12 protein-coding genes and 1 tRNA gene are annotated in these 15,643 nt (G+C 61.5%); 6 read left to right on the forward strand and 7 right to left on the reverse strand.

Features of this window, described 5'->3' with window-relative positions; genetic code table 11:
• Window positions 1-8 precede the first annotated feature (8 nt).
• Together ACT6QG_RS01620 and lexA are read left to right on the forward strand one after the other, a co-directional pair.
• Window positions 9-1,223 carry a molybdopterin molybdotransferase MoeA gene (locus ACT6QG_RS01620; protein WP_444975853.1) on the forward strand — a complete coding sequence of 405 codons (1,215 nt, stop codon included), beginning with the start codon at window positions 9-11 and terminating at the stop codon, window positions 1,221-1,223.
• Between the two features lie 155 nt (window positions 1,224-1,378).
• A complete protein-coding gene (gene lexA / locus ACT6QG_RS01625) occupies window positions 1,379-2,092 on the forward strand; it encodes a transcriptional repressor LexA (protein ID WP_444975854.1) in 714 nt (237 codons plus the stop codon).
• 10 nt (window positions 2,093-2,102) lie between these two features.
• On the opposite strand, the gene ACT6QG_RS01630 is transcribed toward lexA, so the two are convergent.
• On the reverse strand, window positions 2,103-4,397 hold the full coding sequence (locus tag ACT6QG_RS01630; protein ID WP_444975855.1) for a ComEC/Rec2 family competence protein: 2,295 nt from the start codon (window positions 4,395-4,397) through the stop codon (window positions 2,103-2,105).
• Window positions 4,398-4,543: 146 nt separating this feature from the next.
• Here ACT6QG_RS01630 and gltX point away from each other — a divergent pair, with 146 nt between their 5' ends.
• The 3 genes from gltX (at window position 4,544) to ACT6QG_RS01645 (ending at window position 6,393) form a co-directional block, all read left to right on the forward strand.
• Window positions 4,544-5,959 (forward strand): glutamate--tRNA ligase, encoded by a 1,416-nt coding sequence (gene gltX / locus ACT6QG_RS01635; protein WP_444975856.1) that lies wholly within the window; start codon window positions 4,544-4,546, stop codon window positions 5,957-5,959.
• Window positions 5,960-6,003: 44 nt separating this feature from the next.
• Window positions 6,004-6,207 carry a sulfurtransferase TusA family protein gene (locus ACT6QG_RS01640; RefSeq protein WP_444975882.1) on the forward strand — a complete coding sequence of 68 codons (204 nt, stop codon included), beginning with the start codon at window positions 6,004-6,006 and terminating at the stop codon, window positions 6,205-6,207.
• Between the two features lie 110 nt (window positions 6,208-6,317).
• Window positions 6,318-6,393, forward strand: a tRNA-Lys gene (locus ACT6QG_RS01645).
• A 281-nt stretch (window positions 6,394-6,674) separates the two neighbouring features.
• Here the strand turns inward: ACT6QG_RS01645 and mgtE are convergent.
• The 3 genes from mgtE to ACT6QG_RS01660 form a co-directional block, all read right to left on the reverse strand.
• On the reverse strand, window positions 6,675-8,090 hold the full coding sequence (mgtE, locus tag ACT6QG_RS01650; protein WP_444975857.1) for a magnesium transporter: 1,416 nt from the start codon (window positions 8,088-8,090) through the stop codon (window positions 6,675-6,677).
• A 198-nt stretch (window positions 8,091-8,288) separates the two neighbouring features.
• A complete protein-coding gene (gene mfd / locus ACT6QG_RS01655) occupies window positions 8,289-11,831 on the reverse strand; it encodes a transcription-repair coupling factor (protein ID WP_444975858.1) in 3,543 nt (1,180 codons plus the stop codon).
• Window positions 11,832-11,880: 49 nt separating this feature from the next.
• Entirely contained in the window at window positions 11,881-12,177 is a 297-nt protein-coding gene (locus ACT6QG_RS01660; RefSeq protein WP_444975859.1) for an FAD assembly factor SdhE, read from the reverse strand.
• A 300-nt stretch (window positions 12,178-12,477) separates the two neighbouring features.
• Between ACT6QG_RS01660 and ACT6QG_RS01665 the strand changes: the two genes are divergently transcribed.
• Window positions 12,478-12,720, forward strand: coding sequence for an HP1242/YdcH family protein (locus ACT6QG_RS01665; RefSeq protein ID WP_444975860.1), 243 nt, complete (start codon window positions 12,478-12,480; stop codon window positions 12,718-12,720).
• A gap of 100 nt (window positions 12,721-12,820) precedes the next feature.
• Here ACT6QG_RS01665 and ACT6QG_RS01670 read toward each other — a convergent pair whose 3' ends face one another.
• The 3 genes from ACT6QG_RS01670 to ACT6QG_RS01680 form a co-directional block, all read right to left on the reverse strand.
• On the reverse strand, window positions 12,821-13,000 hold the full coding sequence (locus tag ACT6QG_RS01670; RefSeq protein ID WP_444975861.1) for a hypothetical protein: 180 nt from the start codon (window positions 12,998-13,000) through the stop codon (window positions 12,821-12,823).
• Between the two features lie 127 nt (window positions 13,001-13,127).
• Entirely contained in the window at window positions 13,128-14,600 is a 1,473-nt protein-coding gene (locus ACT6QG_RS01675) for an alpha/beta hydrolase (RefSeq protein ID WP_444975862.1), read from the reverse strand.
• 90 nt (window positions 14,601-14,690) lie between these two features.
• Entirely contained in the window at window positions 14,691-15,638 is a 948-nt protein-coding gene (locus ACT6QG_RS01680; RefSeq protein WP_444975863.1) for a LysR substrate-binding domain-containing protein, read from the reverse strand.
• Window positions 15,639-15,643 lie beyond the last annotated feature (5 nt).

Raw genomic sequence — 15,643 nt, forward strand, 5'->3', positions numbered from 1 at the left:
GCGCCATCATGGCCCTGATCGCTGTTGAGGACGCCCTGTGTCAGATCACCTCTTCCGCCGCTCTTCTCGGCGTGGAGCAGGTTCCGGTTGGGCAGGCGGCAGGCCGGGTGCTGGCGCAGGATGTGCTGGCGCGGCGTTCCCAGCCCCCGGCGGACATGTCTGCCATGGATGGCTATGCCGTGTGCGGCGCTGATGGCACACAGCAGGGCGCAAGACTGCGGATTATCGGCGAATCTGCCGCAGGTCGCCCCTTCGCGGGCATTGTCGGCTCTGGCGAGGCGGTGCGGATCTTTACCGGCGCGGTCATTCCCGAGGGGGCGCAGACCGTTGTCATTCAGGAAGATACGCAGCGGGAAGATGAATTCATCACCACCACCCAGCCCACGCCCATGGGACGCAATATCCGCCGAATGGGCTGTGATTTTCTGAAAGACACGCCCGGTCTCAAGGCGGGGCATCGCCTGAGTGCGCGCGATGTCATGCTGGCTGCGGCGATGGACCATCCCACTTTGCTGGTGGCGCGCCGCCCCCGCGTGGCGCTGATGCAGACGGGTGATGAGCTTGTCCTGCCCGGTCAGGGGACCGGTGCCCAGGGTGAGATTGTCGTCTCCAATGCCTTTGGGCTTGCTGCCCTCGCCCGCCAGCTCGGGGCCGAGGTGACGGATCTCGGCATTGTGCCAGACCAGATGGAGGCCACCCGGCAAGCCGTTGCGCGTGGTGTGGGCGGGGAGTTCGACCTGCTGGTTTCAACAGGCGGGGCATCGGTCGGGGATCATGACCTTGTAGCCCCTGCCCTGCGTGCGGAAGGGGTGGACCTGCATGTCCACAAGATTGCGTTGCGACCGGGCAAGCCATTGATGTTCGGTACAAAAGGCAAGGCATTGTGTCTTGGATTGCCCGGCAATCCGGTCTCCTCCCATGTCTGCTCTGTCCTCTTCATGGCACCGCTGCTGCGGGTGATGCAGGGAGAGGCGGCCGGCACATTGCCGACCATTCCCGCGCGTCTGGCTGTTGATGTGAAGTCCAACGGCTCCCGCAAGGATTTCATGCGCGCCACGACTGTTCGCGCGGATGATGGCGCCTTGCTCGTGACCCCGGCAAAAGTGCAGGACAGTGCCATGCTGGCCGTGATGGCCGGCTCGGACTGCCTGCTGGTGCGCGCGCCTGATGCGCCAGCCGCCCGCGCTGGCGAGACATGTGAAATCATCCCGTTTTTTGATTAAATGGACTTTAACTCCATCTTCACTCTTGCAGAACACAAATGGAACAGATAAATCATCGTTCCTGATTTGTTTCACTCATGGCGCGTTCAGCGGGCAGGATTGAGCGGCATTTGTGCCGCAGCCCGTGGTTGCCGCATCGAGACGGGGGCGTGGAGATGCTGACACGCAAGCAATATGACTTGCTTCGCTTCATTCATGAACGTGTAAAGGAAACCGGTGTTCCGCCTTCCTTTGACGAAATGAAGGAAGCGCTCGATCTGCGCTCCAAATCCGGCATTCACCGGCTGATTACGGCTCTGGAAGAGCGGGGCTTCATCCGCCGCCTGCCCAATCGTGCCCGCGCTCTTGAGGTCGTGCGCCTGCCTGACAGCGTCTCTCCCGGAATTGGTGGACGCAGCTCGGCGCGGGGGTTCTCTCCATCTGTTATCGAGGGAAGCCTGGGGCGGGTACACTCCGTGCCGGAGGGGGAAGAAGATGCCCCGGCGCAGGGCGTTGCCGTGCCGATGATGGGACGGATAGCCGCCGGAACACCTATTTCCGCCATCCAGAGCCGCAGCCACACCCTGAATGTTCCGCCTGAAATTCTTGGTTCCGGCGAGCATTACGCTCTGGAAGTGCGGGGCGACAGCATGATCGAGGCCGGTATTCTCGACGGGGATACGGTGCTGATCCGCAAATGCGAAAGTGCGGAGACCGGAGACATCATCGTCGCCCTGATCGATGATGAAGAGGCCACACTCAAACGCCTGCGGCGCAAGGGGGCATCCATTGCCCTTGAGGCGGCCAATCCTGCATATGAAACCCGCATTTTTGGCCCGGACCGGGTACGCATTCAGGGCCGTCTTGTCGGATTGATGCGCCGCTACTGAATGGCGTCGCCTATTCAGAAAATGCCTCTGCTTCTGCCGAGCCTGTATCCCATGTTCCCGAAGAGCCGGGTGTGGGTTCTTTGGCGACAGGAGGCAGCCAGGGACGGTCTACAGATGGCGCCCGGGTGGGCATCTCGTGCCAGCCTTCCGGCTTCAGAAACAAGGCCAGTGTGCCTGTGCGGGAGAGTTCCTCCAGTGTGATGACACGGGCCTGGCAATCACCGGGCGGCATGTGACGGCTGACGACGATATTGGCATTCAGACAGTCGGCCACCAGACTTTCCGGCTGGTGCGATATGGCGATACGCTCGCCGTTCGGCAACTGGCCAACACAGCCTTCAGCATCACAGCGGAAGGCGTGATCCAGCCCTTCGCTTGTGGCGGTGCGTCTGTCGCCCTCCCGGCTCAGCCACTGTTCTGCTGTCAAACGTCCCCGTTTGGCATCCACAATGGAAAGGCGTCCATCCGCCCCCCTGATGCCAATGGTCGTGCCGTTGGATGCAACAAGAATATCCGGGCGTGGCAGGGGCCCGGCTGCAAGCGCGGCAAAAGCCAGAGGAAACAGCGCGAGAAGGCGCAGGCGTCCGATGAAGAGACAGGCGCACAGCAGCGCCAGTGTCAGCCACATCAGGCAGCCCAGATTCATCCATGTCACGGCGACATCGGCATTTGGCAGGCGGGTCACCCAATCGGAGATCTGCACCATCAGCTCTATGCCAAGCCCCATGACAGGCCAGGCCAGCCCGTCCCAGCCAAACGGAATGAGCAGAACCCCGACCAGCCCAAAAGGCATTACCAGAAAGGAAACCACCGGCATGGCGGCCAGATTGGCCAGCAGCCCATATGTTGCCGCGCGCTGGAAATGATAGGCCCCATAGGGTGATGAGGCAGTGCCCGCAAGCAGTGTTGTTACGGCAATGCCCAGCATGAACAGCATGGGCACCGCCAACAGCCATCTGGACAAGCCCGTCATGCGCGGCTGCAACCGGGCAATATTGAACACCTCATATCCGGCAACCAGTGCCAGAGTTGCCGCAAAGGACATCTGCGTCCCCGCCCCCAGAATGGCGGACGGTGTGAAGGCAAGCATGATGACTGCCGCAACGGAAACCGTCCTCAGGGTCAGGGCCCTTCGTCCAATCAGCACCCCCGCGAGCACCACGGCAACCATGATGAAGGAGCGCTGTGCCGGTGGGTCATTGCCGGAAAGCAGCAGATAGAAGGCGCTGCCCGCAAGGGCGATCACAGCCGCGATGGACTTGATGGGCCAGCCCAGTGCCAGCGCCGGGAAAAGCGCCAGTCCTCCCCGGATGATGGCAAACAGCGTGCCTGCCACCATCGCCATATGCAGCCCTGAAATGGAGAGAATGTGGGTGAGGCCGGAGACGCGCATGCTGTCCTCCACCTCAAGGGGAATGGCCGTGCGGTCGCCCGAAACCAGAGCCAGCGCAATGGCCGCCGGCACACCGGACAAGGACTGGTAAATCCGCGCTTCCAGCCCTCTGCGCACGGCATCCATCCCCATGGCAAACCGGACGGAAAAGGGTGGAGACCCAGCAGGCTCCACAACTGGCGCACCCAGCCCGAAACCCACCGCCCCGATGCCGGAGAACCATGGTGCGCGCCCGAAATCATGCCCTCCGGGCATGGCCGCGCCCAATGGCGGCAGCAGTTGGGCCAGTTGTCTCACCCGGCTTCCCACGGGCGGAGCAGTGCCCTTGCGAAGGGTCAGGCGCACCAGCGCAGGCGGGGTACTCAATCCGCGAATGGGCGTATCATCCAGCCGAAGCAGGATACGGTCACTCTTCACCCGCCTCTCGACCTTTTCCACATAGCCGGTCAGGCGCACGGGATAATCCGGCGGAATCACAACATCATGGGCAATCCACGCCGTATGCCCCGCCCCCAGCGTGATACCGCCGCTGATGGCCGCGAGAACAAGCATGGCGCTGAAGGCAAAAGGCCGCCTGCGGCTGATCCATGCCCCGCCGGCAGAAATCGCGAACAGAATCAGGCAGGCCCAGAGCGCAGGTTCCTGCGGGGCTGCAAAATACAGCAGAACGCCAAGACCCAGCGCGACAGGCAGCCACAGGGAGAGGCGCCCGGCGACACTTTGCAGCGCCCATTCCTCACCCAGCCGGCGCAACACAAGATGAATGATGCCGGGCACCCTCCAGGGGCGCGCGAAACCGTCTCTCCAGTCCCTTTCATGGTGGGCAGGTGGCGCGCCGGGTGGCGGTTCAGGAACACGCGCGCCCGGAAGCGCCAGCCGCTCCTGCTTCTCATGCCCCCTGCCCTCGCTCATGCCTGTTCCGGTTTCTTGTCTGTCACGGCTATGCTACACGGACGAACATCGTGCGCCTATGCGTACAACGCCGTCAGGCTTTGCCATGACGTTTTCCGTCAAAATGTCCTGCTTGCTTATGCGAGTCTGGCTTCGCCGAGTTCTCCATGTCCGAGATCGTCACACGTTTTGCACCTTCACCCACGGGCTTCCTGCATATTGGCGGCGCGCGCACGGCTCTGTTCAACTGGCTCTATGCCAGAGCGAAGGGCGGCCGCATGCTGCTGCGGATCGAGGATACCGATCGCCAGCGCTCCACGCGGGAAGCCATTGATGCGATCCTCGAAGGGTTGAGCTGGCTCGGAATCGAGTGTGATGGAGAGCCGATCTACCAGTTTGCGCGGGCCGAGCGGCACCGTGCCGTGGTGGAGGAGATGCTGGCGCGGGGCACGGCCTATCGCTGCTACGCCTCCCCCGAAGAACTGGATGAAATGCGCGAGCGCGCCCGGCAGGAAGGTCGCCCTCCACGCTATGATGGCCGCTGGCGTGATCGCGACCCTTCGGAAGCCCCGGCGGACCGTGCACCTGTTATCCGCCTGAAGGCCCCGCGTGATGGCGAGACCGTCATCGAGGACATGGTGCAGGGTACCGTCACCTTCCCGAACAAGGATCTGGATGACCTCATCCTGCTGCGTTCCGATGGCACCCCCACCTATATGCTTGCCGTTGTGGTGGATGATCATGACATGGGCATCACCCATATCATCCGCGGGGATGACCACCTGACCAATGCCGCGCGCCAGACACAGATCTATCGCGCCATGGAGTGGAACGTGCCACATATGGCGCATATTCCGCTGATTCACGGGCCGGACGGCGCCAAGCTCTCCAAGCGCCATGGTGCGCTGGGTGTGGATGCCTATCGCGATATGGGCTATCTGCCGGCCGCGCTGCGGAACTATCTCGTGCGCCTTGGCTGGAGTCATGGCGATCAGGAGGTGTTTTCCACCGAGGAGATGATCTCCTTCTTTGATCTCGACAAGGTTGGGCGCTCCGCAGCCCGTTTTGATTTCCAGAAGCTGGAAAATCTCAACGGTCAATATATCCGCGCCAGTACGGATGCAGAGTTGATGTCGGCCCTTGATGAGCTGATCCCCCATCTTTCAAATGGATCAGAGCTGCTGAAGGCACTCACCCCGCAGCGGCGCGAACAGCTTCAGGCCGTCATGCCACGCCTGAAGGAGCGTGCGAAAACGCTTCTGGAGCTGCTGGATAATGCCAGCTTCATCTTCGCCGAGCGACCCTTGCCGCTGGATGAGAAGGCCGGCACCCTGCTGAATGAAGAGGCCCGCGCACATCTGAAAAGCCTGCTTCCGCTGCTCGAAAATGTGGAGTGGACCGCCGATGCCATTGAGGCCACCGTGCGTGAATATGCCGGGCAGGCGGGCGTGAAGCTTGGGGCTGTCGCCCAGCCTTTGCGCGCGGCATCCACGGGCAAGTCGACCTCCCCGCCCGTGTTTGATGTGCTCGCCATTCTGGGGCGCGATGAAAGCCTCGCCCGCATCCGGGACCAGGTGGCGTGAGCAATACGGGCAAGGCGGGCGCTCCTCTTGTGGAGCTGGATCTGATGGGGCTGAAATGCCCCCTCCCCGCCTTGCATACCCGCAAGGCCCTGGCATCACTTCCGGCCGGCGGCCGCCTTGTCGTGACCTGCACGGACCCGATGGCCGTGATCGACATTCCCCATGCGGCCCATGAAACCGGTGCCGTGCTGGAAAGCCGGAAGGTAGAGGCCGGGCGCCTCACCTTCACGCTCCACAAGCCAAGCTGAAATGCCGCCTTTTAGGGGCGGAACAATCCAAAGCTTTTTGAGCTGTCAGGCCTTAATCGAAGGCATAACCCTTGACCATGGTGCATCAAGGGCTTAACCAGCACCACAGTGAGCCCGTAGCTCAGTCGGTAGAGCACGTGACTTTTAATCATGGGGTCTTGGGTTCGAATCCCAACGGGCTCACCAATCATATCAAATGTTTATGAGCGGTGATTCTTTTCAGATGGTAAGTCTGGGAAGCAGATCGGAATCTGCTGCGCGTAAAAGCAAATGTCAGCTGCGCACGCCGGTTTGCAACTATTGCTGCCCGCCACACCAGAAGCTCTCTTTATCATCTGTTTTTGATACAGGCAGACCTGCTGAACTGGCAGAGTAAGAATAGCCGCCCTCCCAACCTGTCTGAAACCTGAATCTGACTTCCAGGCGGGGCTTGTCCTGTCTGCGTTCACTCTCTGCCTGCGCCCAACCTACGGCCATCTGAACCACAGCGCGGCCAGACCGAGAAAGGCGAAAAACCCGACCACATCCGTCACCATGCTGACGAAAACCCCTGACGCTACGGCTGGGTCCAGCTTCAGGCGGGATATGATGATGGGGATGAGGATGCCGAATAGCCCGGCTGAAACCATGTTCAGGATCAGCGCGGCCGAAATGACGAGTCCCAGATCGATACTGGCGAACCAGGCCCAGGCAATCAGGCCCAGAAGACAGGCCAGAACCACGCCATTGAACAGGCCAACCATCACTTCTCGGGTCACGACCCGGCGGGCATTGTGGCTACTCAGATCACGGGTTGCGAGCGCGCGCACGGCGACTGTCATGGTCTGCGTACCCGCATTGCCGCCCACAGAGGCCACGATGGGCATCAGCACCGCGAGCGCCACCATCTTTTCAATCGTGCCTTCAAACAGCGAGATGATCGAAGAGGCAATGAAGGCGGTGCCAAGATTGATCATCAGCCATGGCAGGCGGCTGCGCGCGGTGTATCCCACCGAGTCGGAGAGCTCTTCATCGCTGCCCACGCCGGCGAGCGCGCGCAGATCCTCATCAGCCTCTTCCTGAATGACGTCGACGACATCATCGATGGTGATGACACCAACCAGACGCCCGGATTCATCCACCACCGGGGCGGAAACCAGATTGTAGCGCTCGAACATGCGCGCCACATCTTCCTGGTCATCGGAAGCCTGCACCACCTGCAACTGCTCGGTCTTCACCGCCGTCATCAGCACGGGGCGGCGCGAGCGCAGCAGGCGGTTCAATGGAACGGAGCCCACGAGCCTGTAGGCAGGGTCCACCACGAACACCTCATAGAAGGTATCGGGCAGGTCCTCGGTTTCCCGCATGTAATCAATCGTTCGCCCCACGGTCCAGAAGGGCGGCACGGCGATGAAGGCGCTTTGCATGCGCCGGCCCGCGCTCTCTTCCGGGTAATCAAGCGAGCGTTGCAGGGCCACGCGTTCCGGCGCGGGCATCCGCTCCAGAATGGCGGAAACATCATCTTCGGCGAGGTCTTCGAGAATATAGACCGCGTCATCCGAATCCAGCGCCCGCAGCCCCTGGGCGACGGTACCGGGAGAAAGCCCGTGCAGAAGCTGCACGCGCACGGTCTCGTCAACTTCGGTCAGGGCAAGAAAGTCGAAATCCGCACCAAGAAGCTCGATCAGCCGCCGGCGCTCTTCTCCGTCCAGTGCCTCAAGAAGGCTGCCCATGTCCGCCTCATGCAGATCATGGGCGATAGCCTTCAGGGCCTCCACATCACGCGCTTCAATGGCCTCCACCACATGGGCGCGGAAGGCCTCGGTCAAACTGTCTTCATCGTCCAGCACATCAGGCACGGCATCAATGCGCTCGGCATCGGCGGGATGCAGCTCCTCGCTCATGTTCGCTCCTGGTGTGGAAGAATGTCTGTAAGGGGGCCAAGTCTGCCCCGGTCATGGGCAGGACGTATCTGGCAAGATTCTATCCTGCCTGTAATCTTCTCTGTGGCTTTAGGGAAGCCCCGGCGAGGCATGCCGGGGCCCTATCTGTCAAATCATGAACAACGTGGCCCCATGGCCACGGTTGCCCTCCCCTTTTGCCTATAGCTGCTTTTTCTGCGCCAGTGCCGCCAGCTTCTTCAGCACCTCGATCGTGCCCTTCAGCCGCGCCTCGGCCGAAGACCACTCGCGCATGAAAACGACCTTGAAGTCCGGCCGCACCTTGGCAGCCGCGCCTTCATTCGCAATCAGCTTCACAAGGCCGGAGGGGTCGGCGAACTCGTTCCCGCGGAAGGCCAGAACCACGCCCTTCGGGCCGGCATCCACCTTCTCCACATTCGCGGCGCGGGCCAGCGCCTTCACCTTGGCCAGTTGCAGAAGCTGGCCAACTTCCGGCGGGGCAGCGCCAAAGCGGTCTGTCAGTTCCGCACCGAAGGCGTCGATGTCCTGATCTTCCTGCAAATCAGCAAGGCGGCGATAGAGTGCAAGGCGCACATGCAGATCGGCCACATAATCCTCAGGGATGATGACCGGAATGCCGATGGTGATATTGGGCGACCATTTGTCGTCCACATATTCGGTAATCCCGGCCTTGAGGTGGGCAATCGCCTCCTCCAGCATCTCCTGATAGAGTTCGTAGCCGACTTCCTTGATGTGACCGGACTGCTCATCGCCCAGCAAGTTGCCGGCACCGCGAATATCCAGATCATGACTGGCAAGCTGGAAACCGGCTCCCAGCGTTTCAAGGGATTGCAGAACCTTGAGGCGACGCTCTGCCTGGGCTGTCATGGCCCTGTTCTCGGGCACGGTGAAGATGGCATAGGCACGGGCCTTGGCGCGGCCCACGCGGCCCCGCAGCTGATAGAGCTGGGCAAGGCCGAACATGTCGGCCCGGTGCACGATCAGCGTATTGGCATTGGGCACATCCAGCCCAGATTCCACGATGGTGGTGGAGAGCAGCACATCATATTGCCCGTCATAGAAGGCGGTCATGATGTCTTCCAGCGCGGTCGCCGCCATCTGCCCGTGGGCCACGGCCACCTTCACTTCCGGCACGGCCGCGGCGAGGAACTCGCGCACCTCGGCAAGGTTTTCAATGCGAGGCACTACATAGAAGCTCTGCCCGCCGCGATAACGTTCGCGCAACAGGGCCTCGCGCACGATCAGCGCATCGAAGGGGGTGACGAAGGTGCGCACGGCGAGGCGATCCACCGGCGGGGTCGCGATGATGGAGAGCTCCCGCACACCAGTCATGGCCAGTTGCAGCGTGCGCGGAATGGGAGTCGCCGTCAGCGTGAGCACATGCACCTCGGCGCGCAATTGCTTCAGCCGCTCCTTGTGCGAGACGCCGAAATGCTGCTCCTCATCCACGATGACGAGCCCAAGATCCTTGAACTGAATGCTCTTGCCAAGCAGGGCATGGGTGCCGACGACGATATCCACCGTACCATCGGCCAGCCCCTTCTTCACCTCGGTCAGGGCCTTGCCCGTCACCATGCGCGAGGCCTGCGCCACATTCACCGGCAGGCCCTGGAAGCGATCCGTAAAGGTCTTGAAATGCTGGCGGGCCAGCAGCGTGGTGGGCACCACCACGGCCACCTGCTTGCCGGAGAGGGCGGTGACAAAGGCCGCGCGCAGGGCAACCTCGGTCTTGCCGAAACCGACATCACCACAGACCAGCCGGTCCATGGGATGACCGGAGGCCAGATCATCCAGAACGGCTTCAATCGCCGCATCCTGGTCATCCGTCTCCTCATAGGGGAAGCGGGCTCGGAATTCATCATAAAGCCCGGTGGGGGGCTCCAGCTTGGGGGCCTCGCCCAGCTGGCGCTGCGCGGCGATCTGGATAAGGGCGGAAGCCATCTCAAGGATGCGCTTCTTCATCCGTGCTTTGCGGGCCTGCCATGCCCCACCACCCAGCTTGTCGAGCTGGGCTTCCGTCTCCTCCGAGCCGTAGCGGCTCAGAAGCTCCAGATTTTCAACCGGCAGGAACAGCTTGTCGCCACCGGCATAGTGCAGCTCCAGACAATCGCGCGGTTCGCCCACGGCGGTGATGGTCTTCAGGCCGATGAAACGGCCGATACCATGGTCCACATGGACCACGAGATCACCGGCCGTGAGAGCCGTCAGCTCGGAGATGACATCCTGTGGCTTGCGGGCGCGGCGCTTGGGGCGCACCAGCCTGTCCCCCAGAATATCCTGCTCGCCGATCACCGCGAAATCCGGAGTTTCAAATCCGGTCTCGATCCCCAGAACGGCCAGAACCGCCTGATTGCGCGGAATGGCGCCGAGCAGCTCGAAGCGGGAAATGGTGGTGCAATTGGTCAGGCCATGGTCTGCCAGCACTGTGCCCAGCCGCTCCCGCGAGCCCTCGGACCAGCCGGCAAGAATGACCTTCTTGTGCTTCTGCAATTCGCGGACATGGGCAACCGCCACATCAAACACATTGCCTTCAGGGTCCGCGCGCTCCGCAGCGAAGGAGCGGCCTGCCACACCTTCCAGATCTATCTGGGTGATGCCCCGTCCTTCGGGTGCGGCGAAGGGCGACATATGGGCGAGCCGGGCCGCCGCGACATGGGCGCTCCATTCCGCACCGGAGAGATAGAGCTGCTCAGGCGGCAAGGGATGGTAGACCGCGCTCCCCGGCACCTGATGCTCCAGCGCCTCCCGGCGGGCATCATGATAATCGGCAATCTGGCCGACGCGCTCGCCGGCGGCTTCTTCCGCCAGATTGTCCAGCAGCAGCGGGCCATCATCCAGATAATCAAAAAGCGTATCCATGCTTTCATGGAACAGGGGCAGCCAGTGTTCCATTCCGGCATGGCGGCGGCCTTCGCTCACGGCCTCATACAGCGTATCGCCCTTCTGGGCCGCGCCAAAGGCGGCCACATAGGCCATGCGGAAGCGCCGCATCGTATCTGTCGTGAGCTGGAACTCGGCCATGGGCACCAGTTCCAGCGCCTTGAGCTGGCCCGTGGTGCGCTGGCTTTCAGGATCGAAGCTGCGGATGCTTTCCAGCGTATCGCCAAAGAAATCGAGGCGGATGGGCGCATCATAGCCGGGTGGGAACAGGTCTATCAGCCCGCCGCGCACGGCATATTCACCGGTATCGCGCACGGTGGAGGTGCGCAGGAAGCCATTGCGCTCCGCCCATTCAACCACACCATCCAGAGCGATGGAGTGTCCCGGAGCCGCCGAGAGCGACTGCGCGGCGACAAGCCCCTTCGCTGGCACACGCTGCACGGTGGCGTTCACCGTGGTGAGCAGCACACTGGCGCCGCCCCCCTTCACCCGCGCAAGACGCGCCAGCGTTGCCATGCGGCGGGCGACGATGGCGGGGTTGGGCGAGGCGCGATCATAGGGAAGGCAATCCCATGACGGAAAGGTCAGCACTTCCATCTGGGGGGCAAAGAAGGCCAGTCCGCGCTCCAGCGCGGCAAGCCTCTGGCCATCGCGGCATACCACGGTAAGGCTGGGCCATGGAGCATTCTTCTCGGCGGCGATGGCGCGGGCGAGATCCGCCACCACCATGGCCTCCATGCCATCCGCAACCCGCGAAAAATGGACAGGACGACCTTTGACCAGCGCTTCTGCAAGCTGACGGGGGCGCTTCACGGGGCAGACTCCGGGAAAAGTGTCGCCCACCGGACAGGGGGCATCATCTGGCTGGTGATTGGGCTTGGAAAAGGCGCGCCTATTCCGGCAGGCCGCGCCCGGACAGGTGGAAGTTCTTCATCTTGTGGAACAGGGGCGTATCATATTCCGCCGGCAGCGGAACCGTATCGCTCACCCATGAAAACACGTCATGGTCCTGCGCATCGACGAGATGCTCGAACTGATCCAGCTCATCATCCGTCAGATTGGCGATTTCCGCATCCGCAAAACGGCCCATCACGAGATCCATCTCACGAATGCCGCGATGCCACGCCCGGTAGAGCAGACGGCGACGGCGTGGGTCGAGATCAGCGCTGGAACGCGGGGAGCCGTTCATGAAGTACTCTCTCCAAAGCAAAACGCGGCCGAGCCTGCGGCTCGTCCGTAACGTCTTCTTATATGGGGGACGTCTGGCCTTGGCCAGCCCTGAGGATGCAGGCCAGGGGGTGGGATGGGGTGCTGTTTTCCACACGGGCAGCGGGGCATTCCATCCTTGATCCACTTGTATCCGGCCAAGGATTTCTTATGTATTTCAATACCAGTTGTCGCTTATAAAGGCCGGGCATTGATCCGAATCAAGTTCGGAAACTCTCGCGGCGGCCTAGAATATAAAAGAAAACGAAGTGCAGGAGACGTGATGTCCAATACCCCGCATACCCTGGGCGATGAATTTCCCGATCAGCTGGAGAAGATCCACGCCCTCAAGGCCAAGGATGCGCATTTCGCTCGTATTCTTGAGGAATATGACGAGGTCAATGACCAGATCCACCGCGCCGAGAGCCGGATCGACACCATCAGCGATGAGGATGAGGCCATCCTGCGCAAGCGTCGTCTTGCCCTGAAGGACACCATCGCGGCCGCGCTCGCCAAGGAAGACTGAGCAGTCTGCCGGCACAAACGAGAAAGCCACCCCGAAGGGTGGCTTTTTTGTTTCTGGCCCAGGACCGGAGCGCTCTCATTCCCTCACAGGGAAAGGGCGCTCACGAAATGGAAACGATAATCAGGGCGGAAAGCACCATAAACGTTCCGGCGATTCCGACCAGGCCAAGAATGGCCGGGTTCCAGAAGATGGCCGTGAGAACAACCGCCGCGACAATAGACAGAAGAATGAGAACAGCGAGGATCGGTCCTCCCCATCCAGACGCCTGCGCTTGTGCCATGATGATGCCTCCACGTTTCTAAAATCATGTTCTGCCGCCTCAATGGCATGCAATCATGATTTTAGAAAGGGTCTTTTTCGGCTAATGCCGCCTCATCTGCCCCAAAGCGACGGCAGGTCGCAGCCCATCATCTTTGGCGGGCAGGCGCGGATGGCAGATCTGCGTCCAGCCGCTCCAGCAGATAGGGGAAAAAGGGATTGGACGACATGCGCAGCAGCATGTCGATATTCACGATGAGGGCTCCATATTCCCCGCGGGCTGCAACATCACCCAGCCGCACGCCGAAATAGTCTGCCGAATCCCGTTCCAGCCCATAAAGCCCGTCACTCAGCGGAAAAGGCACCGCAACATGGGAGAGTGAGTAGACATCCGGCGGATAGGCCAGCCCCAGTGGCCGGGTCATGGTATCCGTGCTGCCAGCCGGGGTCACCTGCACCTCCATCGCATCAGAGCCGGGGGTGCTGTTGGTGACGACACTGGTTCTGAACTGGCGTGGCGCAGGAGGCAAAAGGCGGGAGAGAGCGGTATCAGCACGCGCATTCAGCAACTGCTCGAAATGGGTATTGCGGTTCACATCAAACAGCACCAGCTCGCTGCCATTATCGGGCAGGCGCTCATGCAGCATGCGGATGACAGCGCGGGTGCTCACCGTATGGTCCAGAACCGACTGGAAGGTGAGAACGGGCGCCAGCCTTGCAATCTGCCCATTTTCCACATGGCGTTGCAGGCTGGTTTGCAGGGCTTGCGTGAGCTGATAGGATTCCCGTGCCGCATTCACCGGAAACGAGTTGTATTTGAACGGGTTGAACTCTGGCAGAATGCTCAGCCAGGCGGCTTTCGCAAAGGCCGGGAATATGGCCGGCCAGCCTGCAATGCCGGCAAACCGAGCAAACTCCGTCACCCCAATCATGGGCGAGAGCAGCACGATCTTGTCTGGCGCCACCAGTGCAGGGTTGGAGAGTGCATCCAGCCCATGCATCAGCGCCAGGGCGCCACCATTGGAATAGCCGATGATGTGCACCGGCTTGCCCGGCCCTGCAAGCTTGCGGGCCTCCCGCATGGCCAGACGTGCGGCTGCCTGCCATGACTCATAATCTATGTCCGTCAATCCCCCCGGCACTGTTCCATGTCCGGGCAGCCGAATGACCAGAGCATGGAAACCGCGCGCCTGATAATGCATCGCCAGATGACGCAGGCTGTAGGGCGCATCTGTCAGTCCATGCAGGAAAACTGCCGCGCCAATGGCCTCACCTGATGGCGAGAGGGAAAAGGTCCGGTTGAAGTTCTGGCTGAAATTGCCAGGATAGACGGCGCTGTTCTCGAAATAGCGGTTGAACCGGAGCTGCTCTTCCGGCGACAGCTGATCGGTGACCTTCTCCCGCACCTCCTTGAACACGCGCTCTTCAGCAGCAAGGTATCCGGCAAGATCGGTCTCATCGATCTGCTGGGAGGTGAGTTCATGCGGTACCACCGTGTGCCACAGTTCCAGCGGCGGCCCCCGCCAGGCATCGAAAGCGCGCACAGCCAGAAGCGTGAGCAGCACAATGCCGAGGGCAAAGGCCCCTCGCTTGACCCATCGCCAGCACCAGAGCACCATCATTTCCCTCCAGCAGCTGCAAGGCACGGTCTGCTGCACCCGTGCATGGACAACTTATAGAGACAAGTGCAGGCGGCACCAAATGCCACAAGTTCAGTCCGGGTACGCGTTTTCACCCTTGCGCTGCCCGGCCTCCAGAGGAGAGAACAAGGAAGGCGGCAGGGCCTTGCAGACATCCGCCAACTGACGCAGCAGAGGCTCCAGTGCTGAAGTCCTGCGCCACACCAGTGCGATCTGGCGACTGGGGCGCGAATCCACGAATTCCAGCAGATGCAGATTCTCGCCCCCCTGCCCCTTGCCCTGTACGGCAAGCGCCGGGAGCAAGGTGATGCCAACTCCTGCGACGACCATTTGACGCAAGGTTTCAAGGCTTGTGCCGCGGAATTCGGATGTTTCCCGGGCGCCGGAGAGCTGGCAGACTTCAAGAGCCTGATCGCGCAGGCAATGCCCGTCTTCCAGAAGCATCAGATTGTGATGCCTCAATTCCGGCAGGGTCAGCTTGTCCTGTGCGGCAAGGGGGTGCCCGGGGGGGACGGCCACAAGGAAAGGCTCTTCAAACAGCAGTTCGGCATGAAGATGCGTGTCATGAACCGGCAAGGCCAGAAAGGCCGCATCCAGCGAACCCTGTATCAGGCGCGAGACCAGCGCATCGCTCTTTTCCTCAAACAGGAGCAGCTCAAGGCGCGGAAAGCGATCTCTGATCCGGGGCACCACATGCGGCAGCAGATAAGGCCCCAGTGTGGGAAACACGCCAAGACGCAGCGAGCCGGCTTCCGATTCCTGCCCGCGACGTGCAGCCTCCTGCATCTGCGCCACTTCATGGAGAATGCGGCGTGCACGCTCAACAGCATCCTGCCCCGCTGGCGTGAGCATCACCCGGCGCGGGGCGCGCTCCACCAGCTTCACGCCCAGCTCATCCTCAAGCTTGCGGATCTGGGTCGACAGGGTCGGCTGGCTGACATGACAGGCTTCAGCCGCACGGCGGAAGTTGCGATGGTCCGCCAGCGCGATCAGATATTGCAACTCACGCAGGGTCATCATGTCCC

It is taken from the genome of Haloleucobacter ellipsoideus (genome assembly GCF_052491725.1).

Excerpts from the sequence above, each read along its gene's own strand:
- ACT6QG_RS01665 (WP_444975860.1), top strand. The coding sequence starts at position 12,478 with ATGTCCAATACCCCGCATACCCTGGGCGATGAATTTCCCGATCAGCTG.
- ACT6QG_RS01675 (WP_444975862.1), bottom strand. The coding sequence starts at position 14,600 with ATGATGGTGCTCTGGTGCTGGCGATGGGTCAAGCGAGGGGCCTTTGCC.
- ACT6QG_RS01680 (WP_444975863.1), bottom strand. The coding sequence starts at position 15,638 with ATGATGACCCTGCGTGAGTTGCAATATCTGATCGCGCTGGCGGACCAT.
- ACT6QG_RS01620 (WP_444975853.1), top strand. The coding sequence starts at position 9 with ATGGCCCTGATCGCTGTTGAGGACGCCCTGTGTCAGATCACCTCTTCC.
- ACT6QG_RS01670 (WP_444975861.1), bottom strand. The coding sequence starts at position 13,000 with ATGGCACAAGCGCAGGCGTCTGGATGGGGAGGACCGATCCTCGCTGTT.
- ACT6QG_RS01660 (WP_444975859.1), bottom strand. The coding sequence starts at position 12,177 with ATGAACGGCTCCCCGCGTTCCAGCGCTGATCTCGACCCACGCCGTCGC.
- mgtE (WP_444975857.1), bottom strand. The coding sequence starts at position 8,090 with ATGAGCGAGGAGCTGCATCCCGCCGATGCCGAGCGCATTGATGCCGTG.
- gltX (WP_444975856.1), top strand. The coding sequence starts at position 4,544 with ATGTCCGAGATCGTCACACGTTTTGCACCTTCACCCACGGGCTTCCTG.
- ACT6QG_RS01640 (WP_444975882.1), top strand. The coding sequence starts at position 6,004 with ATGGGGCTGAAATGCCCCCTCCCCGCCTTGCATACCCGCAAGGCCCTG.
- lexA (WP_444975854.1), top strand. The coding sequence starts at position 1,379 with ATGCTGACACGCAAGCAATATGACTTGCTTCGCTTCATTCATGAACGT.
- ACT6QG_RS01630 (WP_444975855.1), bottom strand. The coding sequence starts at position 4,397 with ATGAGCGAGGGCAGGGGGCATGAGAAGCAGGAGCGGCTGGCGCTTCCG.